The organism is Flavobacterium notoginsengisoli, assembly GCF_042686225.1.
Lineage (GTDB): Bacteria > Bacteroidota > Bacteroidia > Flavobacteriales > Flavobacteriaceae > Flavobacterium > Flavobacterium notoginsengisoli.
The window spans coordinates 234,229-261,179 of sequence record NZ_JBHUOT010000011.1 but is presented as its reverse complement, the minus strand read 5'-3'; the positions used below and the strand labels follow the sequence as shown (position 1 = coordinate 261,179).

Below are 26,951 nucleotides of genomic sequence, written 5' to 3'. Positions count from 1 at the left end.
AGTTGATGAAGGAAAAAACAAAATGAGCGTTTTAAATGCTGTGAGAAATAAAATAATCCATCGGGTTTTTGCGGTAATAAAAAAACAAACCTCTTATCAAAAAGATTTGGTTTTATCATAGAAATCGGAATGACAAACTTTGCGACAATTCATCTTTATCAATCACCTTGACGAAAGGAGCATCTCCAGCATACCAACGATAGTTACACAATGAAAAAAAAAGTTGTAGGGAATCCTCAATTTTGTTGATATGCCTTTAATTTCTCCTTTCGTCGAAATGATGGTACTTAAAGCACTTTTTCTTTTAATCTACACCTAAATAAGGATCGAGCACTTCTGCCAGTCTGTTGAGCCAGTAAAAATTATCATCGATATGGCACAACTCAGAATCCAGAGTTTCGCAACCTCGCATCGAACTTAACGAAAGAGCATAATTGACCTGTCGGAGCATCTTCGCCATATCTTTTACATCAATAACATCACTAAAAAAATCTTTTAGTCTAGTTTCTACTTCTTTAGAAAAACAATCTGTAGCCATTATCTTATTTTTTAAACACTCCAAATATAATACTTTTGGAGACATAAATGTAACCACGCCAAAAATAAATCTTAAGAATTTTGAAATATGGATATTTCAGAAGAAATCTTTATTGCAAATCTTGGGATTCACATTCGCCAATTGCGTGAAAAAAAAGGTTTATCTCAACAAGCTTTGGCTGATGATTGTGATATTCCTAAAACTCAAATAGGAAGAATAGAAAGAGCTAAAATAAATACTACAATAAAAACCCTTATAAAAATTGCCAATGCTTTAGATATTGAACCTAAAGAATTGCTTGATTTTTCTTCGAAGTAAAAAGTCAAAAGCTAAGTCAAATGTCAAAATTCAATAAAAGATTAATAGAACCATTTATTATCATTATAATTATTGGTATTGTCTTAATCAGTTTCGTGAATTTTAAAGGTGTACAAGTAAAATTCTACAATAACACAGGGAAAGATATCGACTCGCTTATTATTGGGGAAACTTTAATTGGAAATCTCAAAAAAGGTGATACAACTGATTTTATCAAATTTAAAAAATTCAGATTTGACAGCGGTTTTCCTTATGAAGATTTAAGTGGTACTGTAAATGGCAACCGAATACATGATTTAAAATGGAGCTGGTGCGCTTCAGAAAGAAGTTACGAGTCTGATGGCGAATATATTTTTGACATCATTACAAAAGAAGACAATGAAGGAAACACCTATTTACATCTTGTAAAACATCAATAAGCTTTTATACTTCAAATTTTCGCTAAAGCCTTTTCCTTTCAAACATAAAAAAACCTCCAGTTAAAGCAGGAGGCAATTCATTTAACTTTCTTATTCCACAAAGCATATCCGTCTAGTTTGTCATTCTGAGGAACGAAGAACCACACTCGAAACTCGACAAAGATTGGCGATTTTGCATACGGAGCAACTTGCGTGATTCTTCGTTCCTCAGAATGACAAGATTGTGGTTACTGAACGGTTATTCTTTTCAGGTAAATCCTTTCCCTTTCAAACATAAAAAACCTCCAGCTAAAGCAGGAGGCAATTCATTTAACTTTCTTATTCCATAAAGCATATCCGTCTAGTTTGTCATTTCGACGGAGGAGAAATCTCCGATAGAAGCTCGACAAAGATTGGCGATTATCGTTGCGGAGCTACTCGCGGAGATTTCTCCTCCGTCGAAATGACAATACTTTGTGGTTACAATGCAAAAAACTTTGCGCTTCTGCGTCTTCGCGAGATTAAAACATAAAAATTGTCTTTTATATTTTTATTTCTCCGATTTAAACAAAACCTTTCCATAAAACAATACGCCAAAATAGATTAAAATACAGGGAAAAATCCATGTTCTAAATCCAATTCCAAGCGCAGCACGAAAACCTTGTGCATATAATAAAGTTGTAAGATATATCATCCAGCAAATTCCAAATTTAAAAATTCGTTCGGTTGCCGTCATGTTCTGCGTATAATAAAAAATGGTAAAGGGCATAAAAAAACTCAAAAGAACTGCCCCAAATTTACTGTTGGCACTGGCTTCTATAGGTGTCACCATATAACTAAAAGCAAGCGTTATGGCAAGATTTAAAAGAATCAAAAAAATTGCATTGACCACAAAAGCTCCAATTCTATTATTTTCTGATGTTTTGTTTAAATCTTGTAATTCTCCTTTATCAATTTGAAGCACTTCACAAATTAATTCCAGCGTTTTGCCACGTGGTTCGTTATTGCTGTTTTCGATTCTTTGAATTGTTCTCAAATTAACTTTGGACAATTCTGCCAGTTCTTCTTGTGTAAAGCCTTTTAATTTTCTCGCTTCGCTAATTTTTTTGCCAATATAACTCATGGTTTATGTTTTTAAATTTCAATCCAAAATTATTTCGAAAAGCCTATTTTGATAACGGTTTTCTTACGGCATTTCTACGACATTTGATAATGTCGCTAATATATCATTAATTTTAATGGAGAAGAATAAGTGTTTTTATTTAAATCATTATTTTCTGATAAAAAACAAAAAAGCCAGAATTGCCAGTTTTTTATATTAGTTCGTATTACTAATTTTACTTTAAAAAAAATCTTCAATCGGCTTAATCGTCTTTGTTTTAAACTTATCGCTATGTTCCAGAAATCAACTTTTGCTATTTTCCTTCTTTTTATTTTAAGTTCCTGTGCCGTTCAGCAGAAAACACTGGAGATGAGCGATTGGTATGCTTTTACAAAATCAAATACAGCACAGCAGGAACCATCAAAAGTTTATGAATTTAAGGACGGAATGATTCGTATGTACGGAGAAGATCTTGGTTGCTTAATGACCAAAAAAAGCTATAAAAACTTTGAGCTTACCTTAGAATACCGATGGAATATGGAAGAACAATACAAAATGAAAGGCACGAAAAACAGTGGCGTTATGTATAATATTCCATTAGAGGCATCGGATAAAATCTGGCCAAAAGGAATTCAGTTTCAAATAAAAGAAAACGTTACGGGCGACTTTATATTTTTAGACCAAGTAACGGCAAAAGTAAACGGAAAACTTGTTGAAGCCGGCGCAAGTGTGGTTTCTCCAAAGTTTTTAGCCAATGAAAATCCGTTTGGCGAATGGAATAGTGTAGTTATTAAATCTTTCAACGGAAAAATCACGCAGTATTTGAACGGAAAATTAGTAAACGAATGCACGGAAGCTTCTACTGTTGAAGGTAAAATTTCTTTAAACTATGAACGCTCTCCAATTGATTTTAAAAACATTAGAATTAAGAATATTTCGAAAGAATAAAACTTTATATTTTGGGCTAAAGTCTTTTTCTTTTCAAGCATTAAACCTTCAGGTGAAACAGAAGGTAATTTATTAAACTTTCTTATTCTATAAAACATATCCTTCTTCCTTCGTCAGAATAACAATACTATGTGGTTACAGTATGATAAAATCCTTTTAATCTTAATAATCTGTGGCTTAAAAAAACGCTCCTACTTTGTGGCTTTGCGAGGTTAAAACCCTCAAATATTAGAAATTCAGAAATTTCTTTAATTATTTTACGCTTTAGTGTTTAAATATTCTTATTTTTAAAATACCAAAAACCTAAATCTGCATATTTTATTTTGTTTTTAAATTTCAAAAATCATTTAGAACATGAAGAAATACAGATTATTAGTCATTTTTTTAGCAATTATTGCAATTTTTTATTTCGCAAGAACGGTTCGAAACTTTACCGTTAAACAGGAAACCCGAACTCTTAAATCGGAACATTTTATTGTTTCTTACAGTGGCATTTATAAAAGTGAAGCTGAAAAAGTCAGCAAACATCTCGAAGATAATTATTCGACAATAAGAGGAAATTTAAAAGACATTGAGCACGACTTGATAAAGGTTTTTGTTTACGGCTCACAATTCAAGTTTAATGATGCTACAGGTTTAAAAGAAGATACTAAAGGCACAAGCCGTGGCCCAAATGAGTTTCATTTTGTATGGACAAATTGGTTTAATTCTATTTTTCCGGATGATCCGCTAAAGACTGCATTGCATGAATTTACGCATTGTGTTCAGCTCAACATATTAATATATAAAGCCAAAGACACAATTATCACTCAAGACCGGCTGACTTTTGAAAGGGAATTTGACAAAAAGTTTAAAGCCGAATATCCGCGCTGGCTTTGGGAATCGATTAGTATTTATGAAGCGAAAGAAGTCAATTCCATAAGCGTGAAATATGCCAAAAGCAAAAACCTAACTTTAGAAGATTTAAATCATGGCAATCAGATTTATAATATCGGCTACACGATTATCGAATATATGACTCAAAAATGGGGAAAAGACATTCTGCCTAAATTAATCGCGTCTTTCGGCAACATCGAAAAAACATTGAATGTAAGTCGTGAAGAATTTGAAAAAGGCTGGATGGCTTTTTTGGAGGAGAAGTATTAGGTTTATAATTTCAAACATCTAGTTTGTCATTCTGAGGAACGAAGAATCTCACGCGGGACTCGACACAGATTGGAAATTCACTTTACGGAATTTCTAGTGTAATTCTTCGTTCCTCAGAATGACAATTACTTTGTGGTAACTGAATTACACTAAAAAAACCTTTGTCAAAGTTTAAAACTTTGACAAAGGTCTCGTATCACTTGGAATTTGGGATTTTAAAAAATTGGAGTTTATTTACGCAATATTTCAATAATCTTATCTACATTAACTTCACTATAATCATTAATATAAAAATCGCATGGTGGAAGTTCTTCTTTGGTATGTGTGCTCAAAACACCAACCACTTTCATTCCGGCATTTAATCCTGCCGTAACACCCGAAAAAGAATCTTCGAAAACCACACAATCAGAAGGAGAAACTCCAACCCTTTCTGCCGATTTTAGATATACTTCCGGATTTGGCTTATGAAACGTAACATCTTCGCTCGACATCATCGAATCCATTTTTTCGCCTAGTTTCAGAAAATTAGCAATCAAATCCAGATTTGCACGAGGTGCCGATGTTCCAACAGCTGTTTTGAATCCGCGGGATTTTAACTCATTTAAAAATTCCATATAATGTGGAATCGTCTCGACTTTATCTTTGTAAATCTCACGGAACATGCCTTCTTTTTCGTCTTCCAATTTTAGAAGTTCTTCTCCCGCAATTGGACGTTTGAAGAAATGCGTCATGATATAACTATTGTGTTTTCCATACATATGCTCTTCGAATTCTTCCTGTGTGTACGGAATATTATATTTTTTGAAAAACTCCTCAAAAGCGACTACATGATGCGGATTGGTGTGACAAATCACGCCATCCATATCAAAAATTACACATTGCTGGCTCATATATTTGTTTTGTTGTTTTAACGGTTGCAAGATACTGATATCTGCTGTTTACCACAACAAATAAACGTACTGTTTGTCATCCTGAGGGAAGAAGGATCACACTAAAAGCTCCGCAAAGTAATTCCGTAAAGTAAGTTGCCAATCTGTGTCGAATCCCGCGTGTGATCCTTCGTTCCTCAGGATGACAAACTTTGTGCAAAAACTTGAAACATTAAACTTGAAACAAAATCTTTACCCAATCCAAATCTTACTTTTTACCAAAGTCATTGTCTGTCTCAAATGTTGATTACAGGCAATCAGAATAATCAAAACCACTAAACCATAACCTACAATGGTATAAATTTCCATATCAGCCAATAAAGTAGCTTGTTTGGCAACTGTCCCGAATACTTTTTTTAACGCCAAAGTATTCGCGTTATCTGCAGAATATCCTTTTGCCATAAAACTCTGTGCTGTTGAAGCGATGGTTTGCTGTGCTTCCGGATTTTCTCCTGTTACAAACTGACTTAGTTTAAAAAAGTGTTTTTTATTTAAAAATACGGTCGCATTCTGCATCACACAAAAACCAATTGTACTTCCCCAAAAACGTCCCGAAACCCCTACAATTCCCGAAGAAACCGCCATATTTGCAGGAACCGAAGAGGTGGTAAACAGAATCAACGGAACAAATAAAAACCCTACTCCGATTCCTTGCAAAATATATGGAACAATAATATCTGATAAAGCTACATCGGGCACAAACAGAAATGTAAACCAAAAATGAAAAATGGCAATAAGCGTAAAACCAATCATAAAAATGATTTTAGTTGAAACCGATTTCATCAGGAAAAAAGCAGCTAAAACTAAACCGATTACATTTCCTAGTCCGTTGATGTATTGCACACCTGCAACGCGCGACGGATCCCAATTCCAAATGGAGAACATTGCCGAATGACAAAGACTCAACGTTGCTCTACTGATATAGAAAAGAAAAAACAATAAAAATCCAATTCGCAGATTGGCGTATTTAAAAACTTCAAAATCAAAAGTGGGTCTTTTTACCAAAAGCTCTTTAAAGATGAACAGACCTCCTGTAATTAAAGCAATCATTAAGGCTAAAACCATTTGAGAAGAGTCAAACCAATATTTTTTCTCGGCATAAACAAAAAAGTAAGCACCGCAAAGAATGGCTGTTAAAACCAAAAAGTAGCTCATCCAGTCGATTTGATACAACGGAATTTTCTTTGTGATTCGGTGCCCACGAAAAGTAACTAAGATTAAAAAGACATTCAAAACCTGCAATCCGCCCGAAACATAAAGCATGTATTTCCAGTCGTAATGATCCAGAAACCAAACCGCAATGTTCATGATAAAAGGCGTTGACAATAACAGTGAACCGTAATAAAACGAAAAACCAATGATAATGGCATTTTTAGAATTAAACTGTTCGATCAATAATTGTCTAATAGTAATTACAGGAAGCGCCATTAAGATTCCCTCGGCAATTCTAAGCATTAAAAAAAGATAGAAATTAGTAATATACGCCGAGGAAACAATCGTAATTCCAATTAAGGAATAAACAGCCATCAGGTAATTTTTTGCAGGGAAAAAACTCGAAAATCGGCTTTCTATTAAAATCGTTGCCAGCAAAGTTCCGTACGTCACGCACATTGCAAACTGCAAATCTTCGGGCTCGATATCCAAAAAACTTGCCGCATACGTTACGTTTGACGTGTAAACTCCCAATAAAATCATGGAATGCAAAAGGCAGACAAACAAAATAATAATGATTGCCCATCTTGGAACCCAGGATTTAAAAATACTTTTATCTTCCATTTTAGTGTGCTGCGATCACAGTGATATTCATTCCCGCTCTTAAAAAATCGGTTTGTTTGTCGTTGTCTTTTAACTGAATTCGAACTGGAATTCTTTGCTCAATTTTTACGAAGTTACCCGTTGCATTATCCGGAGGAAGCAATGAAAATCTTGCCCCACTCGCAGGCGATAAAGAAGCAATTGTACCCATGAAAATTTTATCACTTACAGCATCAGCTTTAATTTCAACATCCTGCCCAACGGTTAAATATTGTAATTGTGTTTCTTTAAAATTGGCTGTAATCCATTTTTCTTTGCTTACAATTGACAATAGAGATTGTCCTTCTTTTACCAATTGACCTGGCTGTAAAGTTCGTTTTCCAACCCAGCCATCATAAGGCGCTGTAATAATTGTATACGAAAGAAATAATGCCGCATTATCAGCCACGGCTTGTTTGGATGCAATATTCGTCTGTGTTGTCGGAACGTTCGCTTCAGCAACAGAAGTACTTAAAGTAGCCGAATGAATTCTGTTTTTCATTTCCTGAAAATGCGCCTGAGCAGCTTCGTAATCAGCGCGGACTTTTTCTAATTGCTGAGAAGTCGCCGCTTCTTCGCTAACCAAAGCTTTATATCTTTCGTATTCCAGTTTGGTTTTCCAAAGATTTGATTTTGCCGCATCTAATTGTGCTTCGTTAATTGCTGTTGCACTTGCCGTATTTATAGCATTTTTCTGCGCCACAACACTGTTTTGCTGTGCGTTTTGAACATCAGCAAGAGCCACATTCAATTTTGATTTATATTCACGATTGTCAATCACAACCAAAGTATCTCCTTTATGCACAAACTGATTTTCGTTAAAACGAACTTCCTGTACATAACCCGTAATTCTCGACATAATTGGTGTTACGTATTGTTCGACCTGCGCGTCATTGGTTTCTTCGTGGTTTCTGTTGAACACATAAAACCAAATTCCTAAAATAACACCGCTTATAACAAGCACACACGCAATAATTGTTATTAGTATATGAAACGTTTTATTTCTTCTAGTTTCATTTTTTATCTTAACCATAAACTCTATATTTTTTTAGTCTATTCTCTATATTCTATTTTCTATGCTCTAATCTAAATCTCATTAGGCATCATCCCCGCCGTATGAAGCAATTCGTAATGTTTTAAAACCGCATCCAGTCGGGTAGAAATTTTATTGTATTTCGCCTGAAGCAAAGCGTTATCAGCATCGACCATTTCGGTAATTAAAACGAGTTGATTCAAGTATTTCAGCTTTACGATTCGGTAATTTTCATTGGCTAAATCCAACGCTTTGTCAACAACCACAAACTTTTCAAGGATCTCCTGATATTGCGTATGTTCTTTATACAGTTTGTCCTGAATTTCTTCTTTTACAATTTCATTCTGCATTTTCTGCCATTCGATTTTCGTATTCGCCTGATCCATTTTGGTTTTGTTTTTATACAAAGAAGAAAGATCAAAAGTCGCTTCAATTCCCACTTGACCTAAAGTGTACAAATACGGATTGGGCGGAAAAAATTTGTAATTCGGATAATAAAAACCGTAATTACCAAAGAAGTGAACGCTTGGCAGATAATTTCCTTTAACCATTTTCAATTCCGTTTTGCTGATATCCAATTCCTGGCTTGCAATTCGCATTTCTTCGTTTTGCAAAGCTTTAGTCATATAATAATCATACGGATCTAGGCCGTTCATTTCGTCCAGATTTGACGTTGTATCAATCGCGATTTCCTCGTTTTCCGGAATCTGGATCAGCGTTTTCAGATCGTGAAGTGCGATTTTAATGTTTTTGGAGTTAGTTAACGCATTCAATTCACGATCTGAAAGCTGTAATTCGGCACGAATAACTTCGTTTTTCGTAACCGTTCCATGTTTTTGAAGCGATTGCACTTCTTTCAGTCGGCTTTTTTCTTCTTTGATGTTTTCTTCAAAAATCTTCTGAAGTTCCATCATTTTATAAATCGCCAGATAGTTGGCTACCACTTCCAGTTCGATATCATTTTCGGTTTTTTCCGTTTTTATTTTAGCGATTTCGTTTTCCTGATTCGCAATTTTGATGGCATTGTTAATCTTATTCCCAGCATAAATTGGCATTTTAAAGGTAGAGTTGACCTCATAAATTTCAGGAATCGCCTTTGTAACTTCTTTACCATTTAAGAATCCGCTTCCTTTGAATTCCGTAATATTCGTAATTCTGGAATACATGCCGTTTAGTTGTACGTCTGGCAGTCGAAGTTCTTTTCTTTCTTTAATGTTTTGCTCCGAGAGCGTGACCTCCAGTTGAGATCTAAGAATTTTTTTGTTGTTTTCTTTCGCCAGTTTCAAAGCTTCTTGTAATGAAACCGAATGAACTTCCTGCGCTTGTAAGCCATTGAATGCTAATATCATTACGAATAACAGCAGGATTCTGGGAAAACAATCGTCTGTAGAATTTGTTGTTTTAAGGAACATGAATACTTTAATATTTGATGGTGCAAAGTTCCTTCATTTTTCTCTTGACTGATAATTCTAAAAAGCCAAGAACATATTCATTTCGGACAAATGTTAAAATTCTATTTTCCGAAAACGTTATATTAAAACACTGGAAAACAATTTATTACAAAATAGATTTTGATTGTGATTATTTTTCATATTCTCTAGCAGATTTGGCAGATTGTGCAGATTTTTTATTTTAATTATCTGCTTGATCTGCCAAATCTGCGAGAGAAAACAAATCATTTTCTTTCCAAAATCTCTTCCCCGTTTAAGTAATCAGAAGGTCTTTGTCCCAAAATCTTGAAGAATGTATTACTGAAAGTTGGAACACTATTATAACCAACTTCTTCGGCTACCTCTTTTACTGAAAGTTTTCTCTCTAATAAAAGTTCGATTGCTTTTAAAATTCTACGGATGGTATAATATTGAATAAACGACATGCCAAGATCTTTTTGAAACAAGCGATACAACGAGCGTTCGCTGTAACCAAATTCATGTGCCACATCAGCAAACAGAATCGTTTCTCCAAGGTTATTTTCAACATGACGAAGGATTTTTCCCAATCGTTTGTCTTTTGGCTGTGGTAATTCTAAAGGCAGATTGTTGGTGCAAATTTGTGGAAGAATCGCTTTTATAGCCTTGGCAATTGTAAAGTTTGGAGTTCCTTTTTTAAGATCACCATTCCAGCGATTCGTAAAAAGCATCATTTGCAATAACAAATTATTGACAGGATAAATTCCTTCTACTTTATAAAAGTCATCCTCGTCTTTTTCAACCGGAAAATATAGATTTCGCATCGTAACACTTTCCGATTTCGGCTCGATGCTGTGTTCCACTCCACCCGGAATCCAGATAAAATGTCTAGCTGGCAAAAAATACGTTTTGGTTTCTGTAGTCACAAAAACAACATCACCTTCTGCATAAAGCAATTGTGCTTTAACATGTCTGTGCGGCGGAATAAACAATTCCCCCATCAAATCGTGGTGGCAATAAATGCTTTTTTTATCGGCATCTACTTTCCGGATGTAGTATTTATCGAGTTTCTGACCAGAATGTTCCATTGGTGTTTAATATAGCACTTTTTGTGATATTTAAAGATAAGAAGAAAATTGGATTGTAAATTTAACCGCAAAGTAAGCTAAGGTCTACGCAAAGATCGCAAGTTTTTTTTAAAGCAAGATTTATAAAAGTTCGCAAAGCTGTTTCCAAAAAGCTTTGCGAACTTTGCGTTTATAAACATGATCTTAAGAAAGAAACCTTGCTCCCGATAGCTATCGGGATTGCGGTTAAGCCCAAAAAAAAAGCCTTTCCGTTAAGGAAAGGCTTTTAACAACTTAGGCGGTCTGGACGGGACTCGAACCCGCGACCCCATGCGTGACAGGCATGTATTCTAACCAACTGAACTACCAAACCCTGCGTTATTGCGAGTGCAAAAATACAACAGATTTTCGTTTCTGCAAGCGTTTTTTTAAATAAAATTTTGAAAAATTTTTAATGGGTTAAATTCCAATATTTTAAAAATTTACTTTAAAAGCAAAAAAGAAGAAGTTTCTTTCTTTTTCTTAACAGCAATCCCGATAGCTATCGGGAGCAAAGAGCTACGCAAAGTTCGCAAAGGTTTTTCACGTAGCATCATTTATCCCGTTTTTAAACATAGCCTGTGGTTTCAACCACAGGAAACGTATTGATTGATATAGATTGTGTCCCCGTGGTTTCAACCACGGGCTATATTTTAATATATAAATGGAAAATCTTTGTCGAATCTCTAGTGTGATTCTTCGTTCCTCAGAATGACAAACTGTGGGTTGAAACCACAGGAAACGTATTTATACACATTATGCCCCCGTGGCTGAAGCCACGGACTATATCTTAATACATGGTGGACAATCTTTGTGAAGTTACTTGCGGAGATTTCTCCTTCGTCGAAATGACAAATGGTTCGTTGAAATCAGAATTAAGCAAAAAAAAAATCATAAAACTTTCTCAATCGTAAGCTTTGTGACCTTTGCATTCTTTAAAAAATATCTTTGCGAACTTTGCGTAAATCTTAGCGCTCTTTGCGGTAAAATTTTCATCATGCCTAAGCAAAACCAAAAGTGTCTTAAATCAAAAAAGCCATCCACAAAAGTGGAAAGCTTTTCATTGGTCTAACTACTAAACCAGCTACGAGTTACAAAGTCGTAGCAAAACAACACAACTAATCTTAGATACCGTATTTGGGCAAAAAAGCCTTTCTGTTAAGAAAGGCTTCTCCCAATATTGCGGTCTGGACGGGACTCGAACCCGCGACCCCATGCGTGACAGGCATGTATTCTAACCAACTGAACTACCAAACCTCTGCGTTATTGCGGTTGCAAAGATATAACAGAATTTCGTTTCTGCAAGCGTTTTTATAAAAAAAATGAAATTATTTTTCAAACTATTATCCAAAGTTTTGTTTTTCAACCAAATATGTGGTCAATATTTTTTCAAAATTATCGCCAACATTTACCGGAACGTACTTAATTTGGTTCTTCGCACAGGTTAAAGCCAGATTTTTAAAGTATGCTTCTACCCTTTTTTCGTATTCCTGTTTTACATTATCAGCAAAAATGGAAACCTCATCTCCCGATTCTAAGTCAATGAATTTTCTTGGAGCATTATCAAAATCAAACTTCAATTCGGTTTCATTATCCACTACGTGAAATAAAACTACTTTATGTTTGTTGTGTTTAAGATGCTGTAAAGCGTTGAAAAGCTTTTCATCGTCTTCCGTCTGAAACATATCGGTAAACAAAATAATCATCGAACGACGGTGCATTTTCTCTGCAATCTGATGCAAATAGGTAATCGTATCGGTCGTTTTTTTGACTTTTGGCTGAACCAATAATTCTTCCAGTTTGTTCAAAAGCATTCTATGATGGCGATCGCTTCCTTTTTCTGGAGCGTAATATTCGTATTTATCGGAGAAAACACTTAAACCAACTGCGTCGCGCTGTTTCTTTAAAATATTCATTAAAACTGCCGAAGCCAAAACCGCAAAACCAATCTTCTTTTCATAAAAAGGCTGATTCGATTTCAATTCCGGATAATGCATTGACGATGAATTATCGACAATCAGATGACAGCGTAAATTGGTTTCTTCCTCAAAACGTTTTGTGTACAAACGATCGGTTTTGGCAAACAATTTCCAATCGATATGTTTGGTACTTTCGCCTGCATTATAGACTTTATGCTCCGCAAATTCAGCCGAAAATCCATGAAACGGACTCTTGTGCATTCCCGATATAAAACCTTCCACAACCTGGTTTGCCAGCATTTCGAGATGCTGAAAACTGGAGACTTTCTCTATTTCCGATTCAATTTTCATTCGGTTTCCTTTTTAATATTTTGTGCTTTATAAAGCAAATCTGTCGCCTGAAACAATTTGCGTTTCAAGATCGGACTAAAATTAGGGTTTTCTTTTAAGAATCGCTGTACTTCATCAAAAGCAAATTTCGACGAATATTTCCCAACCGTATTATCCAGCCAGTCTTTCGGGAAGAAAATATCTCCCGTACGCTGAATTTCATCAACCAAATCTAATGAAAATCTAATATACTTTTGTGCACTTTCCTGACGAAGCGGATGATGAATATTCGCCAACCCAACCGAAACCCAAGATTCTTTTTCACGGTTTGCATCGTCTTTTAAAGATTCCATAAAAGCATTTCGAACCGATTCGTCTTTTGACAAAGAAGGAAGCAAGAATTCAAAACGCTTTTGTTTATCCGGATTGGTAAAAGATGTTCTGGTTTTCTCCAAAATCTCATCGGCTTTTGGATGTTTAAAAATCGCCAGATTCATCGCCATATTGGTATAATCGTCTTCGTTTAATTTCAAATTCGGAATCGAGATTTCTCTGTTCCAAACTTTATACAAACTGGCTTTCGCCGAATTGGAATACGCAATCGAACTAAATAATCCGAATAATGTCTTTTTGATATTCGCAGATAAATTAGCCTGCAAACGTTCATTCAAAATACCTTCAAGCTGTTTCTGAACTTTATTCTGTTGTTTTTCGGTAAAAAATCTCCAGTAAATTGTATTCAGACTATTTGAGGCAATTCTTAAAACCAATTCGTTTTGTTCTGTTTCAATCGCCTTTAAAAAACAATCAAAAGCCTGATTTGGAGAAACATTTCCAATTAATGTGTTTTCATAAAGATTGCTGTAACTCGAAGCTCTTGCAACCTCATCTTTCAGCGTAGCAATATAATTTAAATTATTCCCGTCAAGCGGAAAAACTCCGTATCCAAAACCGTTATAATTGTACACAACGGCAAGCGGTTTTTCAAGTCCGACAGCTTCTTTTACAAGGGTATTTTTGTCATTAATATTGACCGATAAAATCTTTACCTCTTTAGCATAAACTAAACCAATCTGAAAAACCTGAGGCCAGATATTCTCTGATTTATCCTCGGCTTGTTGTTGAATTTCAAAACTTTTAATTCGGTTTTTAGAATCGTATTCGACTTTATCTGTAAAAATGGCTCTTCCGGATTTGTTTACCCAAACCTCGCTCCATTTTTTCATATCAAGCGGAGTTTCGGCATCGAGAAGTTCTACTAGATTATTCCAATCAGCGTTGTCGTTGGCATATTTCTGAATGTATTTTTGAATTCCTTTCTGAAAAGCTTCTTTTCCCATTGAAGCTTCTAACTGACGCATCATAATGGGCGCTTTGTTATAAATAATCGCACCATAAAGCGAACCCGCATTTTTTAAATTCGCCAAATGCTGTTTGATCGGATGCGTTCCCAAAGATCGGTCTTCCGCAAAAGCGCTAGGATAATGCGCAGTGAAAAACTGCAGATTGTGATTGACTTTCGGAAAAATTGGGTTCATAATTTTATCCGCCATGAAGTTAGCAAAAACCTCTTTCATCCAAACATCGTCAAACCATTTCATAGTTACCAAATCGCCAAACCACATGTGTGAAGTTTCGTGCGCGATTAATTTTGCACGATTTAGTTTTTCGCTGTCGGTTGCGCTGTTATCCAAAAACAAAGTTGATTCTCTGTATTGAATTGCGCCGACATGCTCCATTCCTCCATATTGGAAAACCGGAATTGAAGCGAAATCTAATTTCTGAAACGGAAATTTACGATCGGTATATTTTTCTAAAAAGTCTAACGATTGCTGATGTAAATTAAAAATAGTATCAGCGCTTACGCGAAATTTCTCCGGGCTGTTTTCACGATATAACATCGTCATTTCTAAACCTGGTTTTTGGGTCGCGCTTTTAAATTTTCCGGCTACGAAAGAAAATAAATAAGTACTCATTTTGTCTGATTCTCCAAAGGTATAAGCTGTAAAATCTCCTTTTTCGAGTTTTTCTACAACATCGGCTCCAGCCAAAACCGACCAGTCTTTTGGCACAGAAAGTCTTAATTTATAAGTTGCTTTTAAATCGGGCTGATCGAAACACGGAAACAATGTACTCGCGCGATCCGGAACTAACAAAGTATATAAGAAATCGTCATTTCTGTTTAAGGATAAATTACCGGCGATAAATGAAATGGAAACCGTATTTTTTCCTGAAACCAATGCTGAAACCGGAATTACGATATGACCGTTTTCATGAACAATCGAAAGCTTTTTCCCGTTGGCTTCAACCATTTTTATGTTAGTAGTTTTTTCTTTAAAATCAAAAAGTAAGGGCTGACTTAAATCAGATAAATTCAGATTTACGAATAACTGAGAATTGATATTCTCCACTTTCTGATTCGGAATTTCGAAAAACAAAGTGTACTGAAGATCTGAAATTTGTTTTTTACGAAAGTGCGCCAACTGCTCTGAAACACCATTTTCAAATAATTCATTTTCTTTTGACTGCGAAAAACCATTGGAAATCAAGATGACAAAACAAACAAGGCTGTAGAAAATTTTCATTTTTAAGGAATATAAGATTTGCTAAAAGTAGCAAAAGCATTGATTTTTCGCAAACAATTACTGCAACAACATTGCATTTAAAAATAAGATTTCTATATTTGCAACACTATTGCATTAATTCTGGTTTTAAATGAGTCGGAAATAATCTCAACGAATGAAAAAGAAATTTAAAATTATTAATCTCTTAATGCCTTTAATTGTATTGTTTGCAATACTTTTTCCGGCAGTCCATTCGTACGAGCATATTTTAGATACTCATTCGTCAAAAGAAAAATTAGAATTTTCTGTTTCCGAAAAACCGCAATTTAAGGCCAAACTGCATTCGTTTCATAAATGTTCGATTTGTGATTTTAAGTTCAGCGCGGTTGGTACGTTTGAATTTAGTGTTTTTCAGTTTTTCAAAAATAATCCTGTTGTAAAACACCTTACTTTTTACAACAAACCGCATTTTGCATTTTTTAAGGGCTCCTTATTTTCCCTTCGAGCCCCGCCTTTTACATTTTAGTCTTTTTTGTGTTCCCGATTGTTTTGCAACTCGGTTATTTAGTTGTTTTTATGATTTCAAAATCTTAAAACAGTTAACAGCTATTTTATTCGTTTTAAGCATTTAATAAAATGTATTGATATTGATATTGAAATAGCTTTTCTACACAAAAACCTCAACATTTTATCGATCAACGCATTCAGAACTAAATCCTAATTCAGGTTTTTAGTTACGGCTGTGCTATTTAATCAGAGAAAAGAAATATGTCGCCTCTCTGAGGCTTTTCTCAGGTCGTAAATCTTTTTTCTATAAATATTTCATCACTCTGGGACTTAGTTAAATGGCGAATTTCCTATCACTATTTCGTCCCGTTGGGACTTGAATATTGAAATCAATATACCCTTTTGTAACCCAAATACTCCTTATAAAATGATCAAAATCAAATCAGAAAAAATGAAAACAACAAAACTCATTCTGGCTTCGCTTTTTGCTTCCATTGCTTTTACAAGCTGTAGCAACGACGATTCAGAAAAAGAACAAGCCATTCCAGCTATTGACAAAATTGAACTGGGTCTTGGCAACAACGAAACGGCTACTATCGGACAAGATTTTCATTTTAATGCTGAAATCACAGCTTCAGATAAAATCGAAAATGTTCAGGTTAAAATCGTACAAAGAAGTACCGAAACGTATTCAAAACCCTGGTCGCATGAAATTACCTGGACACAATATGCAGGAGCAAAAAATGCAACAGTTCATAAACATTTTGACATTCCAGAAGATGCTGTAGAGGGAAAATACGATTTCATCATCATCATAAACGATCAAAACGGAACGAAACTGGAAATCAAGAAAAACCTAACGATTTATAAATTAGAAAACATTCCCGTAAATCCAGTGGCTTCGGTATTTACGCTTTTTATAAACGATTCTTTTATGTACAGAAAAGGCAAGTTTTCTGATGAGACTGTTAAATACAAAAACAACGATATTTTCAGTTCGCAGGTAACGCTTGAAGGCGTAAAAGGCGACGGAATTATGTATTTGCTTTTGATTAATAAAAACACCAAACACAATCCGGAAAGTGTGGATCAGATTGATTTTAGCAAAGTGATTGTATACGATGTTTTTGAACATAAAAATATGACGGAAGCTGGTCAGTTTTCCAACATTCCGTGGGACGGGACAAAGTTTTTGAGAGAAACACCAAAATTTACAATCGGCGCATCTAAAGACAATAATTTACCTGTTCCGCAGGATTTGGTTGCCAATAAATCTTGGGCTTCCGGCAATTACACTTTCTTGGTTTTGTATAAAAATACGACTTACAACATCAATTTTTCGCAATCTCTTGAGCTTCCGTTTGCACTTTAATTCCAATCAAAAAATATGAAAAAAATAAAGTTTCTCTTTGGTGTTTTGGCTCTTGCTTTTATTTCATCCTGCTCCAGCGATAATGCAGAAATCGATACGGAATATCCTGTAATTGATATTACCGGAGCGAATGCTTTTCCTATTCAATGCAGTACAATTGAACGCGGTCAAACGATCACATTTAAAGCCACTTTTAATGACAATGTTGCTTTGGGTTCTTACAGCCTTGACATTCATCACAATTTCGATCATCACACACACAGTACAGAAGTGACGAGCTGTGAAATGGAAGCGGTAAAAAAGCCTGTAAAACCAATGCTTTTCATCAACAATTACACAATTCCAAATGGTGTAAAAAGCTACGAAGCAACGGCACAAATTACCATTCCTGCAGATGTTGATCCCGGAGATTACCATTTTATGATTCGCCTGACGGATAAAGAAGGTTGGCAAACGCTGAAAGGCTTAAGTATTAAAATTTTATAAGATCAGATTAATGAAGAATGCCTTATCCATGTATTGGAAATATTATTTTTTACTTATCAGTTTATTGGTTTCAGCGGGAGCTTTTTCTCAAAATCAGCCTTCTGAAAAAAAACCGGAAATCAAGGAGCTTGAAGAAGTTTTGATTAATGGAAATTCTGCCGAAAAACGGAAAAAAGAAGAATCGCTGAATGTCGAAACGGTAAACAATAGTTTCATTCAGCGTAATCTTGGCGGAAGTCTGATGCAGTCTTTGCAGAAATTGCCGGGCGTTAAAACCATTTCGATTGGTTCGGGAGGTTCTAAACCGCTTATTCGTGGTTTGAGTTTCAATCAGGTTATTGTAGTGGAGAACGGTTTGAAACACGAAGGCCAGCAATGGGGTGCGGATCACGGACTGGAAATCGATCAATATGCGGTTAATCGGGTAGAAATTATAAAAGGCCCTTCTTCATTTATCTATGGATCTGATGCTGTAGGCGGTGCAATCAATATTAAACCGCTTCCTCTTCCGTCTCAAAACACTTTTGGCGGAAGCGTTGATCTTACCGGAAAAAGCAACAATGCGCAATTTGGAAGTTCAATCAATTTATTCGGAAGAAACGAAAACTGGTTCTTTGATTCCCGTGTGACCACAATGGATTATGGCGATTATCGTGTTCCGACCGATGTGGTTCATGTCTATATTTACGCTGTTCCGTTATACAAAAATCATCTGCGAAATACGGCTGGACGTGAACTTGATTTTCATTTGAGTACTGGTTATTCGGGAGAGCATTTTAAATCGGTTTTCTATTTCAGTAACGTGCATACCAAAAGCGGATTTTTTGCGAATGCGCACGGACTCGAACCTAGAAATGTAGATCTGGAATTACACGATAAATCGAGTCGTGATATTTTGATGCCGTATCAACAGGTGAATCATTTAAAGCTGAGTAACACCACTTCTTTTCAGTTTGGAAATCATGCTTTTGAAACACAGATAGGTTTTCAAAATAATTTTAGAAGAGAATATAGCCATTATGTTAATCATGGTTATATGCCTCCAATTTATCCTGAAGATATGTACGCCCCGCAAGATTTGGAACGTCAATATGATAAAGATGTATGGTCGTTTTCTGCCAAAGATGAATTCAGAATGAATAATCATCAAATTACGGTTGGTTCGAATGTGGTTTTCCAGCAAAATGAAATTGGCGGATGGAGTTTTTTAATTCCGTCTTTCACACAATTCAACGCAGGTTTATTTGCTTATGACAAAATGGAACTGAATGAAAAATGGTTTTTAAACGGCGCTGTTCGTTACGATTACGGAAAAATCAACATGAAATCCTATTACGACTGGTTTCAAAGTCCCGTTTCTGAAAACAATCAGACGGAAATGGAATATTTACAGCGTTCTCAGGATTTGACTAAAAATTTCAAGAGTTTTACATGGTCGATTGGGGCAAATTACAATCCGGGAAAACTTTCGCTGAAAGCCAATTTGGGTTCCAGTTTTAGAATGCCGATTGCCAAAGAACTGGCTTCAAACGGCGTAAATTATCATTATTTCCGATTCGAAAAAGGAAATCCGAATTTGGATGCAGAGCGTTCCTATCAACTGGATTTGGGAATGGAATGGAAAGACCAGAACTTCTCTTTTCAGTTTACTCCGTTTGTGAACTATTTTCCAAATTTCATTTATTTAAATCCAACCTCGGTTCATGATATTTATTATGGCGCAGGAAATCAGGTTTTTGAATACGAACAAAGTAAAGTCTTTCGTTACGGTGCAGAATTGCAGACAAGATATTATTTCCTGAAATCTCTGAGCGCAGAAATCGGTGCCGAATATCTTTATTCGGAACAAAAATCAGGAAGCAAAAAAGGTTACACACTTCCGTTTTCGCCACCGCCTTCTATCTTGTTCGGATTGAATTATGAACCTCAAATCTCCTTTTTAAAAGAACCTTATTTTTCTGTTGATTATCGTTTTACAGCAGAACAAAATAATATCGTTCCGCCAGAAAAAAAGACCGAGGAAAGTCATGTTTTTAATCTGGCCTTTGGCTCAAAAGTTAAAACAGGAAAACAGGATATCAGTATCAATATTCAGATCCAGAATTTATTTAATACAAGATATTTAAATCACACCAGCTTTTACCGACTTATCGAACTTCCTGAAGCGGGAAGAAACATTATTGTTTCTATGAAGATTCCGTTTTTGGTTTCGCGATAAATCCGGCAATTCAAAACTCAAATATTTACAAATTTTTAATCCTTTATTACAATGAAAAACAATTTTTACAAAGCACTTTTTTTATTCACACTGTCGCTTTTTGCGGTTTCGTGTAGCAATGACGATGATAATCATGATGATCACGATCACGACCATGATTCGGCAGAACATACTTATGTTAGAATTTTACTTTCTGATGAAAAAACAACAGAGTTAACGCTTTTTGATCCCTCAGAAGATAAAATCAGTTCTTTTACGGCTAAATTTCCAAAATCCTCTTTGTACACTACAGAATCGGGACGTTTTGCGGGAATCATTCACAGAGATAATAATTTAATCGAAACTTTCGACAGCGGACTTGAAATGCACGGCGACCATATTGACGTAGATGATGTTCCGAAATTTGGTTTCTTAACTGGAAGTGCTCAAAAACCAACACACTTTAAAAGTAAAATTGGCGAAGTTCTGACATTCAACGACGGAGACGGAACGCTTTCTGTTGGAAAAGAATCTGAGATCAATAAATCTGGTGCGGTTTTCAAAACTGTAAATGCTGGTTTATTGGCACATCACGGTGCAATGGCGACTTTTACAAACGGAACTTATGCTATTACTGAAAAAGATAATTCGGTTACAGGAACACTTCCTGAAAAAGTAAAAATCATTGACAACACCGGAAAAACACTTTTTGATGCTAAAATTCAAACCAAAGGAATTCACGGAAATGCTTCAGACGGTGTTTATGCTGTTTTTGGTTCTTCAAGTGGCATTTTGGTTGTGGAAAGCAACGGAAACCAGAAGTTAATCAATCATCCAGAAGATTTTGGAGCGGCTTGGTTTGGAAGTATTTTAGAAACGGCTTCTGCTGGAAAGTTTATTGGATATACTGCAGCAAAAGGCGCTTATTTAATCGATGTTGTTGCCGGCACAGTAAAACCAATTATTGCCAACACGACTATTATGCAGTGTAAAGTAAGTTATGATCTTAAAAAACTGGCTGTTCTTTTGCATTCAGGAGATCTTAAAATTTTCAACATCAATAGTCAGCAAGTAGAAAAAGAAATTAAAGCAACAACTGCTACGGCAACAGATGCAACATTAAAACCTCAAATGGCCGTTACAGACAAATTTGCTTACATCACTTCGCCAACAACCGGAGAATTATTGCAGGTAAATCTTTCTTCATCTGAAATTAAAAAGACAAAGGTTTCTGCAACGCCTTATATGATTACCGTTATCGGGTATGAAAACAGCGAAAGCCATAGTCATTAATTAATTTTTGGAGAAAAGAGGTTGTCCCAAAAGACAGCTTCTTTGCAAGTAGTTTTTTAACGCAAAGCGCGCTAAGACATTTTAATCTGGAGCGCAAGCAATATCTAAATATTAAGTTCGCGAAGCTTTATCCAGACAAAGCTTTGCGAACTTTTAATCTAAAGATTTACTCCACAAAACTTTGTTTCCTTTGCGTAAATCTTAGCGGGCTTTGCGGTTAGTCAACAAGTAGTTTTATTAACGCAAAGCGCGCTAAGGCATTTTAATCTGAAGCGCAGGCAATATCTAAATATTAAGTTCGCGAAGCTTTGTCTGGATAAAGCTTTGCGAACTTTTAATCTAAAGATTTACTCCACAAAACTTTGCGGGCTTTGCGTAAATCTTAGCGGGCTTTGCGGTTAGACAACAAGCAGTTTTTTAACGCAAAGTGCGCTAAGACATTTTAATCTGAAGCGCAGGCAATATCTAAATATTAAGTTCGCGAAGCTTTATCCAGACAAAGCTTTGCGAACTTTTAATCTAAAGATTTACTCCACAAAACTTTGTTTCCTTTGCGTAAATCTTAGCGGGCTTTGTGTTATAATTAATTTCAAAAACGCTTAGCGAACTCCGAAGTTTAAAAAAGAGTTGTTTTACTTTTATAAAACGAAAAAGGCCTGACAATTGTCAAACCTTTTCCTTTACTAATTCAAAGCTATCCAAAAAAAGAATTATTCTGTTTGTTGAAAATCAAAGCTTAAATCTCCTGCGTTGTAATTTGCCGAAACATTTGTTGGGAAAATTTGTGCAGTACCAGAAATCCATCTGTATTCATCAATCCTAATGTTTCCGGCAGTTATTGGGTACGTAACATTGGTAAGATCTGCTTTGTTCTTTTTGTACCAGTCATTTGAGTTCATGGTAATCATGTATTTTTTATCTTTATCTAAAGCGAGTTCGCTGATTTCTTTCTTCACTTCAACATCAGCCGTTGCAACATTTAAAGTCTCAGAACGCAATACTGTTTTTGCCGTATAGTCCCAGATCGTGACACGAACACTGGAATTTGTCGCGGGCAGTTTTAGCGTAATCGCCTTTATTTTTCCTTTTACAGTTGGCGTAAATGCTAATCCGAATTCGTAATCTCCAGAGTTTACAAAATTGGTTACAGTGCTAAAGCCTGTTGCTGTATAATAAGCCGTTAACGGGTTTTCGGTTTCAAATTTTGGAGTATTATCTTTATCATCACTACTGCACGAAATGGCTAAAGCGGCAGTTAGTAAAATCGTAAATATGGTTTTAAAAGCTCTCATGATATTTAGTATTGATTTTTATTGGTTTCGTTTGAAATAATTAAGGCTGAATTTTCAAATAAGCACAAACTTCTTCGTAGCTCATTTTAGAATAATCTACTTTAGCCGTTTTGGAAGTCGCCGCCTGAACACCTCCCGGAATCAAGATGTAACGCCAGTTTAAAGTTGTAGGAAGCCCTACTGTAGTTCCGTCTCCAACATGTTTAAATCGGAACAATTTAATTTTCTGAAGGCTTAAAATAGGTGTAACCGTATTTACCGCTCCTCCTGCAGTTGATGTGTACGGAAGCTGATAAGTTCCACTTCCAAAAGACATATAAACAAGTACAGTTCCTTTTGCTAAAATATCTGCTGATAGTTCCGGAGCATTAATAGTAGTTGATAATCCTGAAGTTCCGTCTATAGTTTCTGCAACTGCTGCAGGAGCTGTCATCCATGCACTGTAAATTACATTTGCAGTTCCTGTTGCCCCTGGCGCACCGTCTGTTCCATTTGTTCCGTCTGCTCCGTCATCGCCGCTGCATGAAATTGTTGAAATGGCTAATAAAAAAATGGTAATAATGGTTTTTGAAAATTTCATAACATATTTGGTTTTAAAAATTTGATTAAATACTTCTTTTTTAATTCAATAGCTTTACTTTTGCAAAAATCAGTAAGGGCATTTTTTTCCTTATGATTTTATTTCAAAACAAATTTGCGTCAATAAGTTCAAGCTAAAAACAGCCAATAGACGAACAACATTTTAAATAGACAGACAACCTAAATTCAGTTTGAATGATGAAAAAATACTCTTGTATTATTGTTGACGATGACGAAATTGACAGACTTACGGTGGTTTCTTATGCCAGGAAATTTCCTGTTCTGGATATCTTAGGTGTTTTTGAATCGGCTGAACAAGCTGTCCCATTTTTAGAAAAACAAAAAATTGATATACTGTTTCTCGATATCGATATGCCAGGTTTAAACGGTATTGAATTTAGAAAACAAGCACTCGAAGTTCCTGTCTGCGTATTTATAACTGCACATCCGGAACATGCCGTAGAAAGTTTTCAGATTGAAACACTCGATTTTATTGTAAAACCATTAAAATTGGATCGTTTTACACAAACCATAAACCGCATCGAAGAGTTTATGGAAATCAAACTAAAAGCTTCTTTGTTTGAAGCCAGTATTGGCGGCGACACCATTTATATTAAAGAAGGTCACGAACAAACCAAAGTAAAACTTCATGAAATTCTATATCTCGAAGCTTTAAAAGATTACACTTTGGTCGTTACAGAACGCAAAAGACATTGTGTACTTTCGAGTATCGGAAATCTTTTAAAGGAAGATCATTTTCAATCGTTTGTTCGTATTCACAGAAGTTATGCGGTACAGAAACAATACGTGCAGAAAATCAATTCGAACGAAATTGTATTGAATAATGATGCTGTAATTCCGATTGGAAGAAGTTACAAGGAAAACTTAAATCTAATCGCATGAGAATCTTCAAGTTCTTGCTGTTATTCTTTATAAGTTTGAATTCTTTTGCACAGCAGGAACCTAATTTAGCGCGTTATAAAACTACAGACGAAAAACTAAAAGTCTGGTTACAATACACAAATAAGATTTTAGAAGCCGAAGATTATTCTAAACTCATACCTGCTGCCGAAAAAGGAATTGCAATTTCTCAAAATAAACAAGCATACTTAAGCCGATTTTACCTTTTAAAAGGAATGGGCTACGAGTTTACTAATAATCAATATCAAAAAGCTTTAGTAAATTTTGAAACAGCCTGGAAATATGCCCAAAAAAGTCGACATCTTAAAAATGAAACAACCGCTTTAATGCGTCTTAATTATGTTTACTATTCGGTTCAGGATACATTAAAAGGTAAATCTTTAATAAAATATATCAAACAGGTTGTTGATACTACAAAAAGCACTTATACAAAAGCGGTCTTAAACGGAAGTTTAGCGGAATATTATCAGAATAACGCCGAATATGAAACCTTTATCAATTATCAATTAAAAGCGATTTCGTATAAAAAACTACTCCGGAAAAGTTTAGCCAATGAAGAAAATATTGGCATCTCTTATCTTCAGATTGGAAGCGCATACACCAAAATGAAGCAGTTTAAAAAAGCTATTGAATACTTTAATGAAGTAAGACCCTATTTAAAAAACTCACCTTATGTACGAGCATATTTGTGCAATTATTACCTACACAGTTATGTGGCATTAAAACAAAAAGACAGTATTCATAAGTATTACAATCTCGTTTATACTTATCCGACGGCAAAAGATTCCCTTTATATCAATTTAAGTTTTGCCAATAGAAGCATGTCAGAATATTTTACGGACCAGGGTAATATTAACAAAGCGTATGATTTTGCCAGAAAATCTGTTTCGTTTGCCGAAAAGTCAAATGATCCGGACATTATAATGGAAGCCAATACCAATTATGGAAAGGTTTTAAACGAAAAAGGAGAACATAAAAAAGCAATTGAAGTATTAAAAAAAGCATCAACAAAAGCTTTAAAATACGACAAGGAATCTTTTGTGATGATTAATAAAAAACTTTCCGAAAGTTTTGCCGCTCTCGGGCAATGGAAAGAAGCTTATTATTATAATGAAATTTACAGCAAAAATAATGATGAAATGATGGAGCAATCGGCTAAAAAAAATATTGCTAATGCCGAAGCCCGTTTTCAGAACAAGACCAAACAACAGAAAATTAAAAATCTTTCGACAGAAAATGCTATTAAAAACATTCAGATTGAAGAAGCAAAACAGCAACGTATTTTTTTAATTTCGGGAATTACTTTGGTCTGCATTATCGGATTGTTGTTACTGAAACAAAGTCAGAACAGAAAGAAAACCAATCTCAAACTTCAGGCTTTAAATCAGGAACTGGATGAAGCCAATAAAATTAAAGCCCGTTTTTTTAGTATTTTAAACCATGATTTAAGAAGTCCGATTTCGAATCTAATTCATTTTCTGCATCTTCAAAAAGAAAATCCAGACCTGATAGACGAAGAAACTGCTCTACGAATGCAGCAAAAAATTACAACCGGTGCCGAAAACTTATTGTCTTCAATGGAAGATATTTTGCTTTGGAGCAAAGGACAAATGGAAAATTTTAAACCGCAACCCAGAAAAACTGAAGTATCCGTTTTGTTTGAAGAAACCGAAAAACATTTTTCGAATATAGAAAATATCGAAATTGTATTTGAAAACCCTGAAAAAATCATTCTAGAAACAGACGAAAACTATCTAAAAACCATCATCCGAAACCTTACCGGAAATGCAATTAAAGCTCTGGACAAAACACCAAATGCCAAAATCGTCTGGAAAGCCTGGGAGGAAAATCAGAAAAAATATCTTTCTATTACCGATAATGGCCCTGGTGGAACGCAGGAAAAATTTAAAGCCTTGTACGATCAATCTGAAGTTATCGGAATCAAATCTGGTTTGGGTCTTCATTTAATTCGGGATCTTGCAACAGCTATTAATTGCAAAATCGAAGTTTGCTCGAAACCCGATGCAGGAGCTACTTTTACTATAATTTTTAACGCATAAGTTTATTTTAAACACATAGAAACATAGTATTTCTTTGTGCGTAAAAGGCGTTTCACTTAACTTAAATGCACATAGCTTTACGCACAAGATCTAACCAAACCTAATTCTATGCTTTTTTAAACAAATGAAATGCCTTCTACCAAGTCTCTAAAAGCTATGTTTCTATGTGTTTAAAAAAATATCCCAATAAAAAAGGCTTGACTTTCGTCAAACCTCTTTTATATAAATTGCAACCTTAAAAGATTACAATAAAGCGTCTAAGCTATCTGCGTAGGCTTGTTTCGGAGCTACTCCTACTTGTTTTCCTACTACTTCACCATTTTGAAACACCAAAACGGTTGGTATGTTACGCACACCATATTTTGCAGCAAATTCCTGGTTAGCATCTACATCTACTTTACCAACAACTACTTTACCAGCGTACTCTTCGCTTAATTGGTCAATGATTGGACCAACCATTCTACAAGGACCACACCATGCTGCCCAAAAATCTACCATTACTGGTTTATCTGATTTTAAAACTACTTCATCAAAAGTAGCATCTGTTATTGCTAATGCCATAATATATTTAGATTAAAATTAGGTTTGAATGATTAACTTTCAAACTACAGTACAAATTTAAAAATTTAAAACAAATCAAACACGATTACTAAATTAGTTTTCATTATAAATGTATTGTCATTAATTATCAACTATATGAAACTTTTTTA

General features: G+C 35.1%; 22 protein-coding genes and 2 tRNA genes. 10 read left to right on the top strand and 14 right to left on the bottom strand.

Translation table 11 applies throughout. The features are described 5' to 3' along the window. Positions 1–304: 304 nt before the first annotated feature. Positions 305–538: a hypothetical protein gene (locus ACFS3A_RS22105; protein WP_379827739.1), complete on the bottom strand. Its 234-nt coding sequence runs from the start codon at positions 536–538 to the stop codon at positions 305–307. 87 nt (positions 539–625) lie between these two features. On the opposite strand from ACFS3A_RS22105, the gene ACFS3A_RS22100 reads away from it, so the two are divergent. Continuing rightward, the gene (locus ACFS3A_RS22100) at positions 626–856 is read left to right on the top strand and encodes a helix-turn-helix domain-containing protein (protein ID WP_289664520.1); all 231 of its coding nucleotides are present in this window, start codon (positions 626–628) and stop codon (positions 854–856) included. 20 nt (positions 857–876) lie between these two features. Continuing rightward, positions 877–1,275 carry a hypothetical protein gene (locus ACFS3A_RS22095; RefSeq protein ID WP_379827738.1) on the top strand — a complete coding sequence of 133 codons (399 nt, stop codon included), beginning with the start codon at positions 877–879 and terminating at the stop codon, positions 1,273–1,275. 529 nt (positions 1,276–1,804) lie between these two features. Here ACFS3A_RS22095 and ACFS3A_RS22090 read toward each other — a convergent pair. Continuing rightward, complete coding sequence (locus ACFS3A_RS22090; RefSeq protein ID WP_379827737.1) at positions 1,805–2,377, bottom strand: helix-turn-helix domain-containing protein; 573 nt, start codon at positions 2,375–2,377, stop codon at positions 1,805–1,807. 270 nt (positions 2,378–2,647) lie between these two features. On the opposite strand from ACFS3A_RS22090, the gene ACFS3A_RS22085 reads away from it, so the two are divergent. Both ACFS3A_RS22085 and ACFS3A_RS22080 read left to right on the top strand, forming a co-directional pair. Further along, positions 2,648–3,304 (top strand): 3-keto-disaccharide hydrolase, encoded by a 657-nt coding sequence (locus tag ACFS3A_RS22085; protein WP_379827736.1) that lies wholly within the window; start codon positions 2,648–2,650, stop codon positions 3,302–3,304. Positions 3,305–3,658: 354 nt separating this feature from the next. Next, a complete protein-coding gene (locus tag ACFS3A_RS22080) occupies positions 3,659–4,450 on the top strand; it encodes a hypothetical protein (RefSeq protein WP_379827734.1) in 792 nt (263 codons plus the stop codon). Between the two features lie 230 nt (positions 4,451–4,680). On the opposite strand, the gene ACFS3A_RS22075 is transcribed toward ACFS3A_RS22080, so the two are convergent. The 9 genes from ACFS3A_RS22075 to ACFS3A_RS22035 all read right to left on the bottom strand — a co-directional run bounded on the left by ACFS3A_RS22075 (position 4,681) and on the right by ACFS3A_RS22035 (position 15,555). Then, positions 4,681–5,340, bottom strand: coding sequence for an HAD family hydrolase (locus tag ACFS3A_RS22075; RefSeq protein ID WP_379827733.1), 660 nt, complete (start codon positions 5,338–5,340; stop codon positions 4,681–4,683). 231 nt (positions 5,341–5,571) lie between these two features. After that, positions 5,572–7,155, bottom strand: coding sequence for an MFS transporter (locus ACFS3A_RS22070; protein ID WP_379827732.1), 1,584 nt, complete (start codon positions 7,153–7,155; stop codon positions 5,572–5,574). A gap of 1 nt (position 7,156) precedes the next feature. Next, entirely contained in the window at positions 7,157–8,206 is a 1,050-nt protein-coding gene (locus ACFS3A_RS22065; RefSeq protein ID WP_379827730.1) for an HlyD family secretion protein, read from the bottom strand. A 53-nt stretch (positions 8,207–8,259) separates the two neighbouring features. Beyond that, positions 8,260–9,618, bottom strand: a complete 1,359-nt coding sequence (locus tag ACFS3A_RS22060) for a TolC family protein (protein WP_379827728.1) — start codon at positions 9,616–9,618, stop codon at positions 8,260–8,262. A gap of 263 nt (positions 9,619–9,881) precedes the next feature. Then, on the bottom strand, positions 9,882–10,703 hold the full coding sequence (locus ACFS3A_RS22055) for a helix-turn-helix transcriptional regulator (protein WP_379827727.1): 822 nt from the start codon (positions 10,701–10,703) through the stop codon (positions 9,882–9,884). Positions 10,704–10,981: 278 nt separating this feature from the next. After that, positions 10,982–11,055 (bottom strand) — tRNA-Asp (locus ACFS3A_RS22050). 849 nt (positions 11,056–11,904) lie between these two features. Next, a tRNA-Asp gene (locus tag ACFS3A_RS22045) sits at positions 11,905–11,978 on the bottom strand. A gap of 86 nt (positions 11,979–12,064) precedes the next feature. Beyond that, positions 12,065–12,991: a DUF58 domain-containing protein gene (locus tag ACFS3A_RS22040; RefSeq protein WP_379827725.1), complete on the bottom strand. Its 927-nt coding sequence runs from the start codon at positions 12,989–12,991 to the stop codon at positions 12,065–12,067. Next, the gene (locus ACFS3A_RS22035) at positions 12,988–15,555 is read right to left on the bottom strand and encodes a M1 family aminopeptidase (protein WP_379827724.1); all 2,568 of its coding nucleotides are present in this window, start codon (positions 15,553–15,555) and stop codon (positions 12,988–12,990) included. Before ACFS3A_RS22035 ends, ACFS3A_RS22040 begins: the two co-directional genes overlap by 4 nt. A gap of 937 nt (positions 15,556–16,492) precedes the next feature. Here ACFS3A_RS22035 and ACFS3A_RS22030 point away from each other — a divergent pair. The 4 genes from ACFS3A_RS22030 to ACFS3A_RS22015 are packed head-to-tail and all read left to right on the top strand — an operon-like array spanning position 16,493 to position 21,389. After that, positions 16,493–17,413, top strand: coding sequence for a DUF4625 domain-containing protein (locus ACFS3A_RS22030; protein ID WP_379827722.1), 921 nt, complete (start codon positions 16,493–16,495; stop codon positions 17,411–17,413). A gap of 15 nt (positions 17,414–17,428) precedes the next feature. Continuing rightward, on the top strand, positions 17,429–17,899 hold the full coding sequence (locus ACFS3A_RS22025; RefSeq protein WP_379827720.1) for a DUF4625 domain-containing protein: 471 nt from the start codon (positions 17,429–17,431) through the stop codon (positions 17,897–17,899). 10 nt (positions 17,900–17,909) lie between these two features. Next, positions 17,910–20,117, top strand: coding sequence for a TonB-dependent receptor (locus ACFS3A_RS22020; protein ID WP_379827719.1), 2,208 nt, complete (start codon positions 17,910–17,912; stop codon positions 20,115–20,117). A 51-nt stretch (positions 20,118–20,168) separates the two neighbouring features. Then, the gene (locus ACFS3A_RS22015; protein ID WP_379827718.1) at positions 20,169–21,389 is read left to right on the top strand and encodes a hypothetical protein; all 1,221 of its coding nucleotides are present in this window, start codon (positions 20,169–20,171) and stop codon (positions 21,387–21,389) included. 710 nt (positions 21,390–22,099) lie between these two features. Here ACFS3A_RS22015 and ACFS3A_RS22010 read toward each other — a convergent pair. Together ACFS3A_RS22010 and ACFS3A_RS22005 are read right to left on the bottom strand one after the other, a co-directional pair. Beyond that, the gene (locus ACFS3A_RS22010; protein ID WP_379827716.1) at positions 22,100–22,681 is read right to left on the bottom strand and encodes a hypothetical protein; all 582 of its coding nucleotides are present in this window, start codon (positions 22,679–22,681) and stop codon (positions 22,100–22,102) included. Between the two features lie 40 nt (positions 22,682–22,721). Then, on the bottom strand, positions 22,722–23,261 hold the full coding sequence (locus tag ACFS3A_RS22005) for a hypothetical protein (RefSeq protein ID WP_379827715.1): 540 nt from the start codon (positions 23,259–23,261) through the stop codon (positions 22,722–22,724). Between the two features lie 194 nt (positions 23,262–23,455). Between ACFS3A_RS22005 and ACFS3A_RS22000 the strand changes: the two genes are divergently transcribed. Continuing rightward, positions 23,456–24,163, top strand: a complete 708-nt coding sequence (locus ACFS3A_RS22000; RefSeq protein ID WP_379827714.1) for a LytR/AlgR family response regulator transcription factor — start codon at positions 23,456–23,458, stop codon at positions 24,161–24,163. Further along, positions 24,160–26,241: a tetratricopeptide repeat-containing sensor histidine kinase gene (locus ACFS3A_RS21995; protein ID WP_379827712.1), complete on the top strand. Its 2,082-nt coding sequence runs from the start codon at positions 24,160–24,162 to the stop codon at positions 26,239–26,241. Before ACFS3A_RS22000 ends, ACFS3A_RS21995 begins: the two co-directional genes overlap by 4 nt. A 243-nt stretch (positions 26,242–26,484) precedes the next feature. Here the strand turns inward: ACFS3A_RS21995 and trxA are convergent, their stop codons facing one another. Beyond that, entirely contained in the window at positions 26,485–26,802 is a 318-nt protein-coding gene (trxA, locus tag ACFS3A_RS21990) for a thioredoxin (protein ID WP_008466289.1), read from the bottom strand. Positions 26,803–26,951: the final 149 nt, after the last annotated feature.

Excerpts from the sequence above, each read along its gene's own strand:
- ACFS3A_RS22065 (WP_379827730.1), bottom strand. The coding sequence starts at position 8,206 with ATGGTTAAGATAAAAAATGAAACTAGAAGAAATAAAACGTTTCATATA.
- trxA (WP_008466289.1), bottom strand. The coding sequence starts at position 26,802 with ATGGCATTAGCAATAACAGATGCTACTTTTGATGAAGTAGTTTTAAAA.
- ACFS3A_RS22090 (WP_379827737.1), bottom strand. The coding sequence starts at position 2,377 with ATGAGTTATATTGGCAAAAAAATTAGCGAAGCGAGAAAATTAAAAGGC.
- ACFS3A_RS22100 (WP_289664520.1), top strand. The coding sequence starts at position 626 with ATGGATATTTCAGAAGAAATCTTTATTGCAAATCTTGGGATTCACATT.
- ACFS3A_RS22075 (WP_379827733.1), bottom strand. The coding sequence starts at position 5,340 with ATGAGCCAGCAATGTGTAATTTTTGATATGGATGGCGTGATTTGTCAC.
- ACFS3A_RS22105 (WP_379827739.1), bottom strand. The coding sequence starts at position 538 with ATGGCTACAGATTGTTTTTCTAAAGAAGTAGAAACTAGACTAAAAGAT.
- ACFS3A_RS22005 (WP_379827715.1), bottom strand. The coding sequence starts at position 23,261 with ATGAAATTTTCAAAAACCATTATTACCATTTTTTTATTAGCCATTTCA.
- ACFS3A_RS22085 (WP_379827736.1), top strand. The coding sequence starts at position 2,648 with ATGTTCCAGAAATCAACTTTTGCTATTTTCCTTCTTTTTATTTTAAGT.
- ACFS3A_RS22025 (WP_379827720.1), top strand. The coding sequence starts at position 17,429 with ATGAAAAAAATAAAGTTTCTCTTTGGTGTTTTGGCTCTTGCTTTTATT.
- ACFS3A_RS22070 (WP_379827732.1), bottom strand. The coding sequence starts at position 7,155 with ATGGAAGATAAAAGTATTTTTAAATCCTGGGTTCCAAGATGGGCAATC.
- ACFS3A_RS22015 (WP_379827718.1), top strand. The coding sequence starts at position 20,169 with ATGAAAAACAATTTTTACAAAGCACTTTTTTTATTCACACTGTCGCTT.
- ACFS3A_RS22060 (WP_379827728.1), bottom strand. The coding sequence starts at position 9,618 with ATGTTCCTTAAAACAACAAATTCTACAGACGATTGTTTTCCCAGAATC.
- ACFS3A_RS22010 (WP_379827716.1), bottom strand. The coding sequence starts at position 22,681 with ATGAGAGCTTTTAAAACCATATTTACGATTTTACTAACTGCCGCTTTA.
- ACFS3A_RS22030 (WP_379827722.1), top strand. The coding sequence starts at position 16,493 with ATGAAAACAACAAAACTCATTCTGGCTTCGCTTTTTGCTTCCATTGCT.
- ACFS3A_RS21995 (WP_379827712.1), top strand. The coding sequence starts at position 24,160 with ATGAGAATCTTCAAGTTCTTGCTGTTATTCTTTATAAGTTTGAATTCT.
- ACFS3A_RS22035 (WP_379827724.1), bottom strand. The coding sequence starts at position 15,555 with ATGAAAATTTTCTACAGCCTTGTTTGTTTTGTCATCTTGATTTCCAAT.
- ACFS3A_RS22000 (WP_379827714.1), top strand. The coding sequence starts at position 23,456 with ATGATGAAAAAATACTCTTGTATTATTGTTGACGATGACGAAATTGAC.
- ACFS3A_RS22095 (WP_379827738.1), top strand. The coding sequence starts at position 877 with ATGTCAAAATTCAATAAAAGATTAATAGAACCATTTATTATCATTATA.
- ACFS3A_RS22020 (WP_379827719.1), top strand. The coding sequence starts at position 17,910 with ATGAAGAATGCCTTATCCATGTATTGGAAATATTATTTTTTACTTATC.
- ACFS3A_RS22080 (WP_379827734.1), top strand. The coding sequence starts at position 3,659 with ATGAAGAAATACAGATTATTAGTCATTTTTTTAGCAATTATTGCAATT.
- ACFS3A_RS22040 (WP_379827725.1), bottom strand. The coding sequence starts at position 12,991 with ATGAAAATTGAATCGGAAATAGAGAAAGTCTCCAGTTTTCAGCATCTC.
- ACFS3A_RS22055 (WP_379827727.1), bottom strand. The coding sequence starts at position 10,703 with ATGGAACATTCTGGTCAGAAACTCGATAAATACTACATCCGGAAAGTA.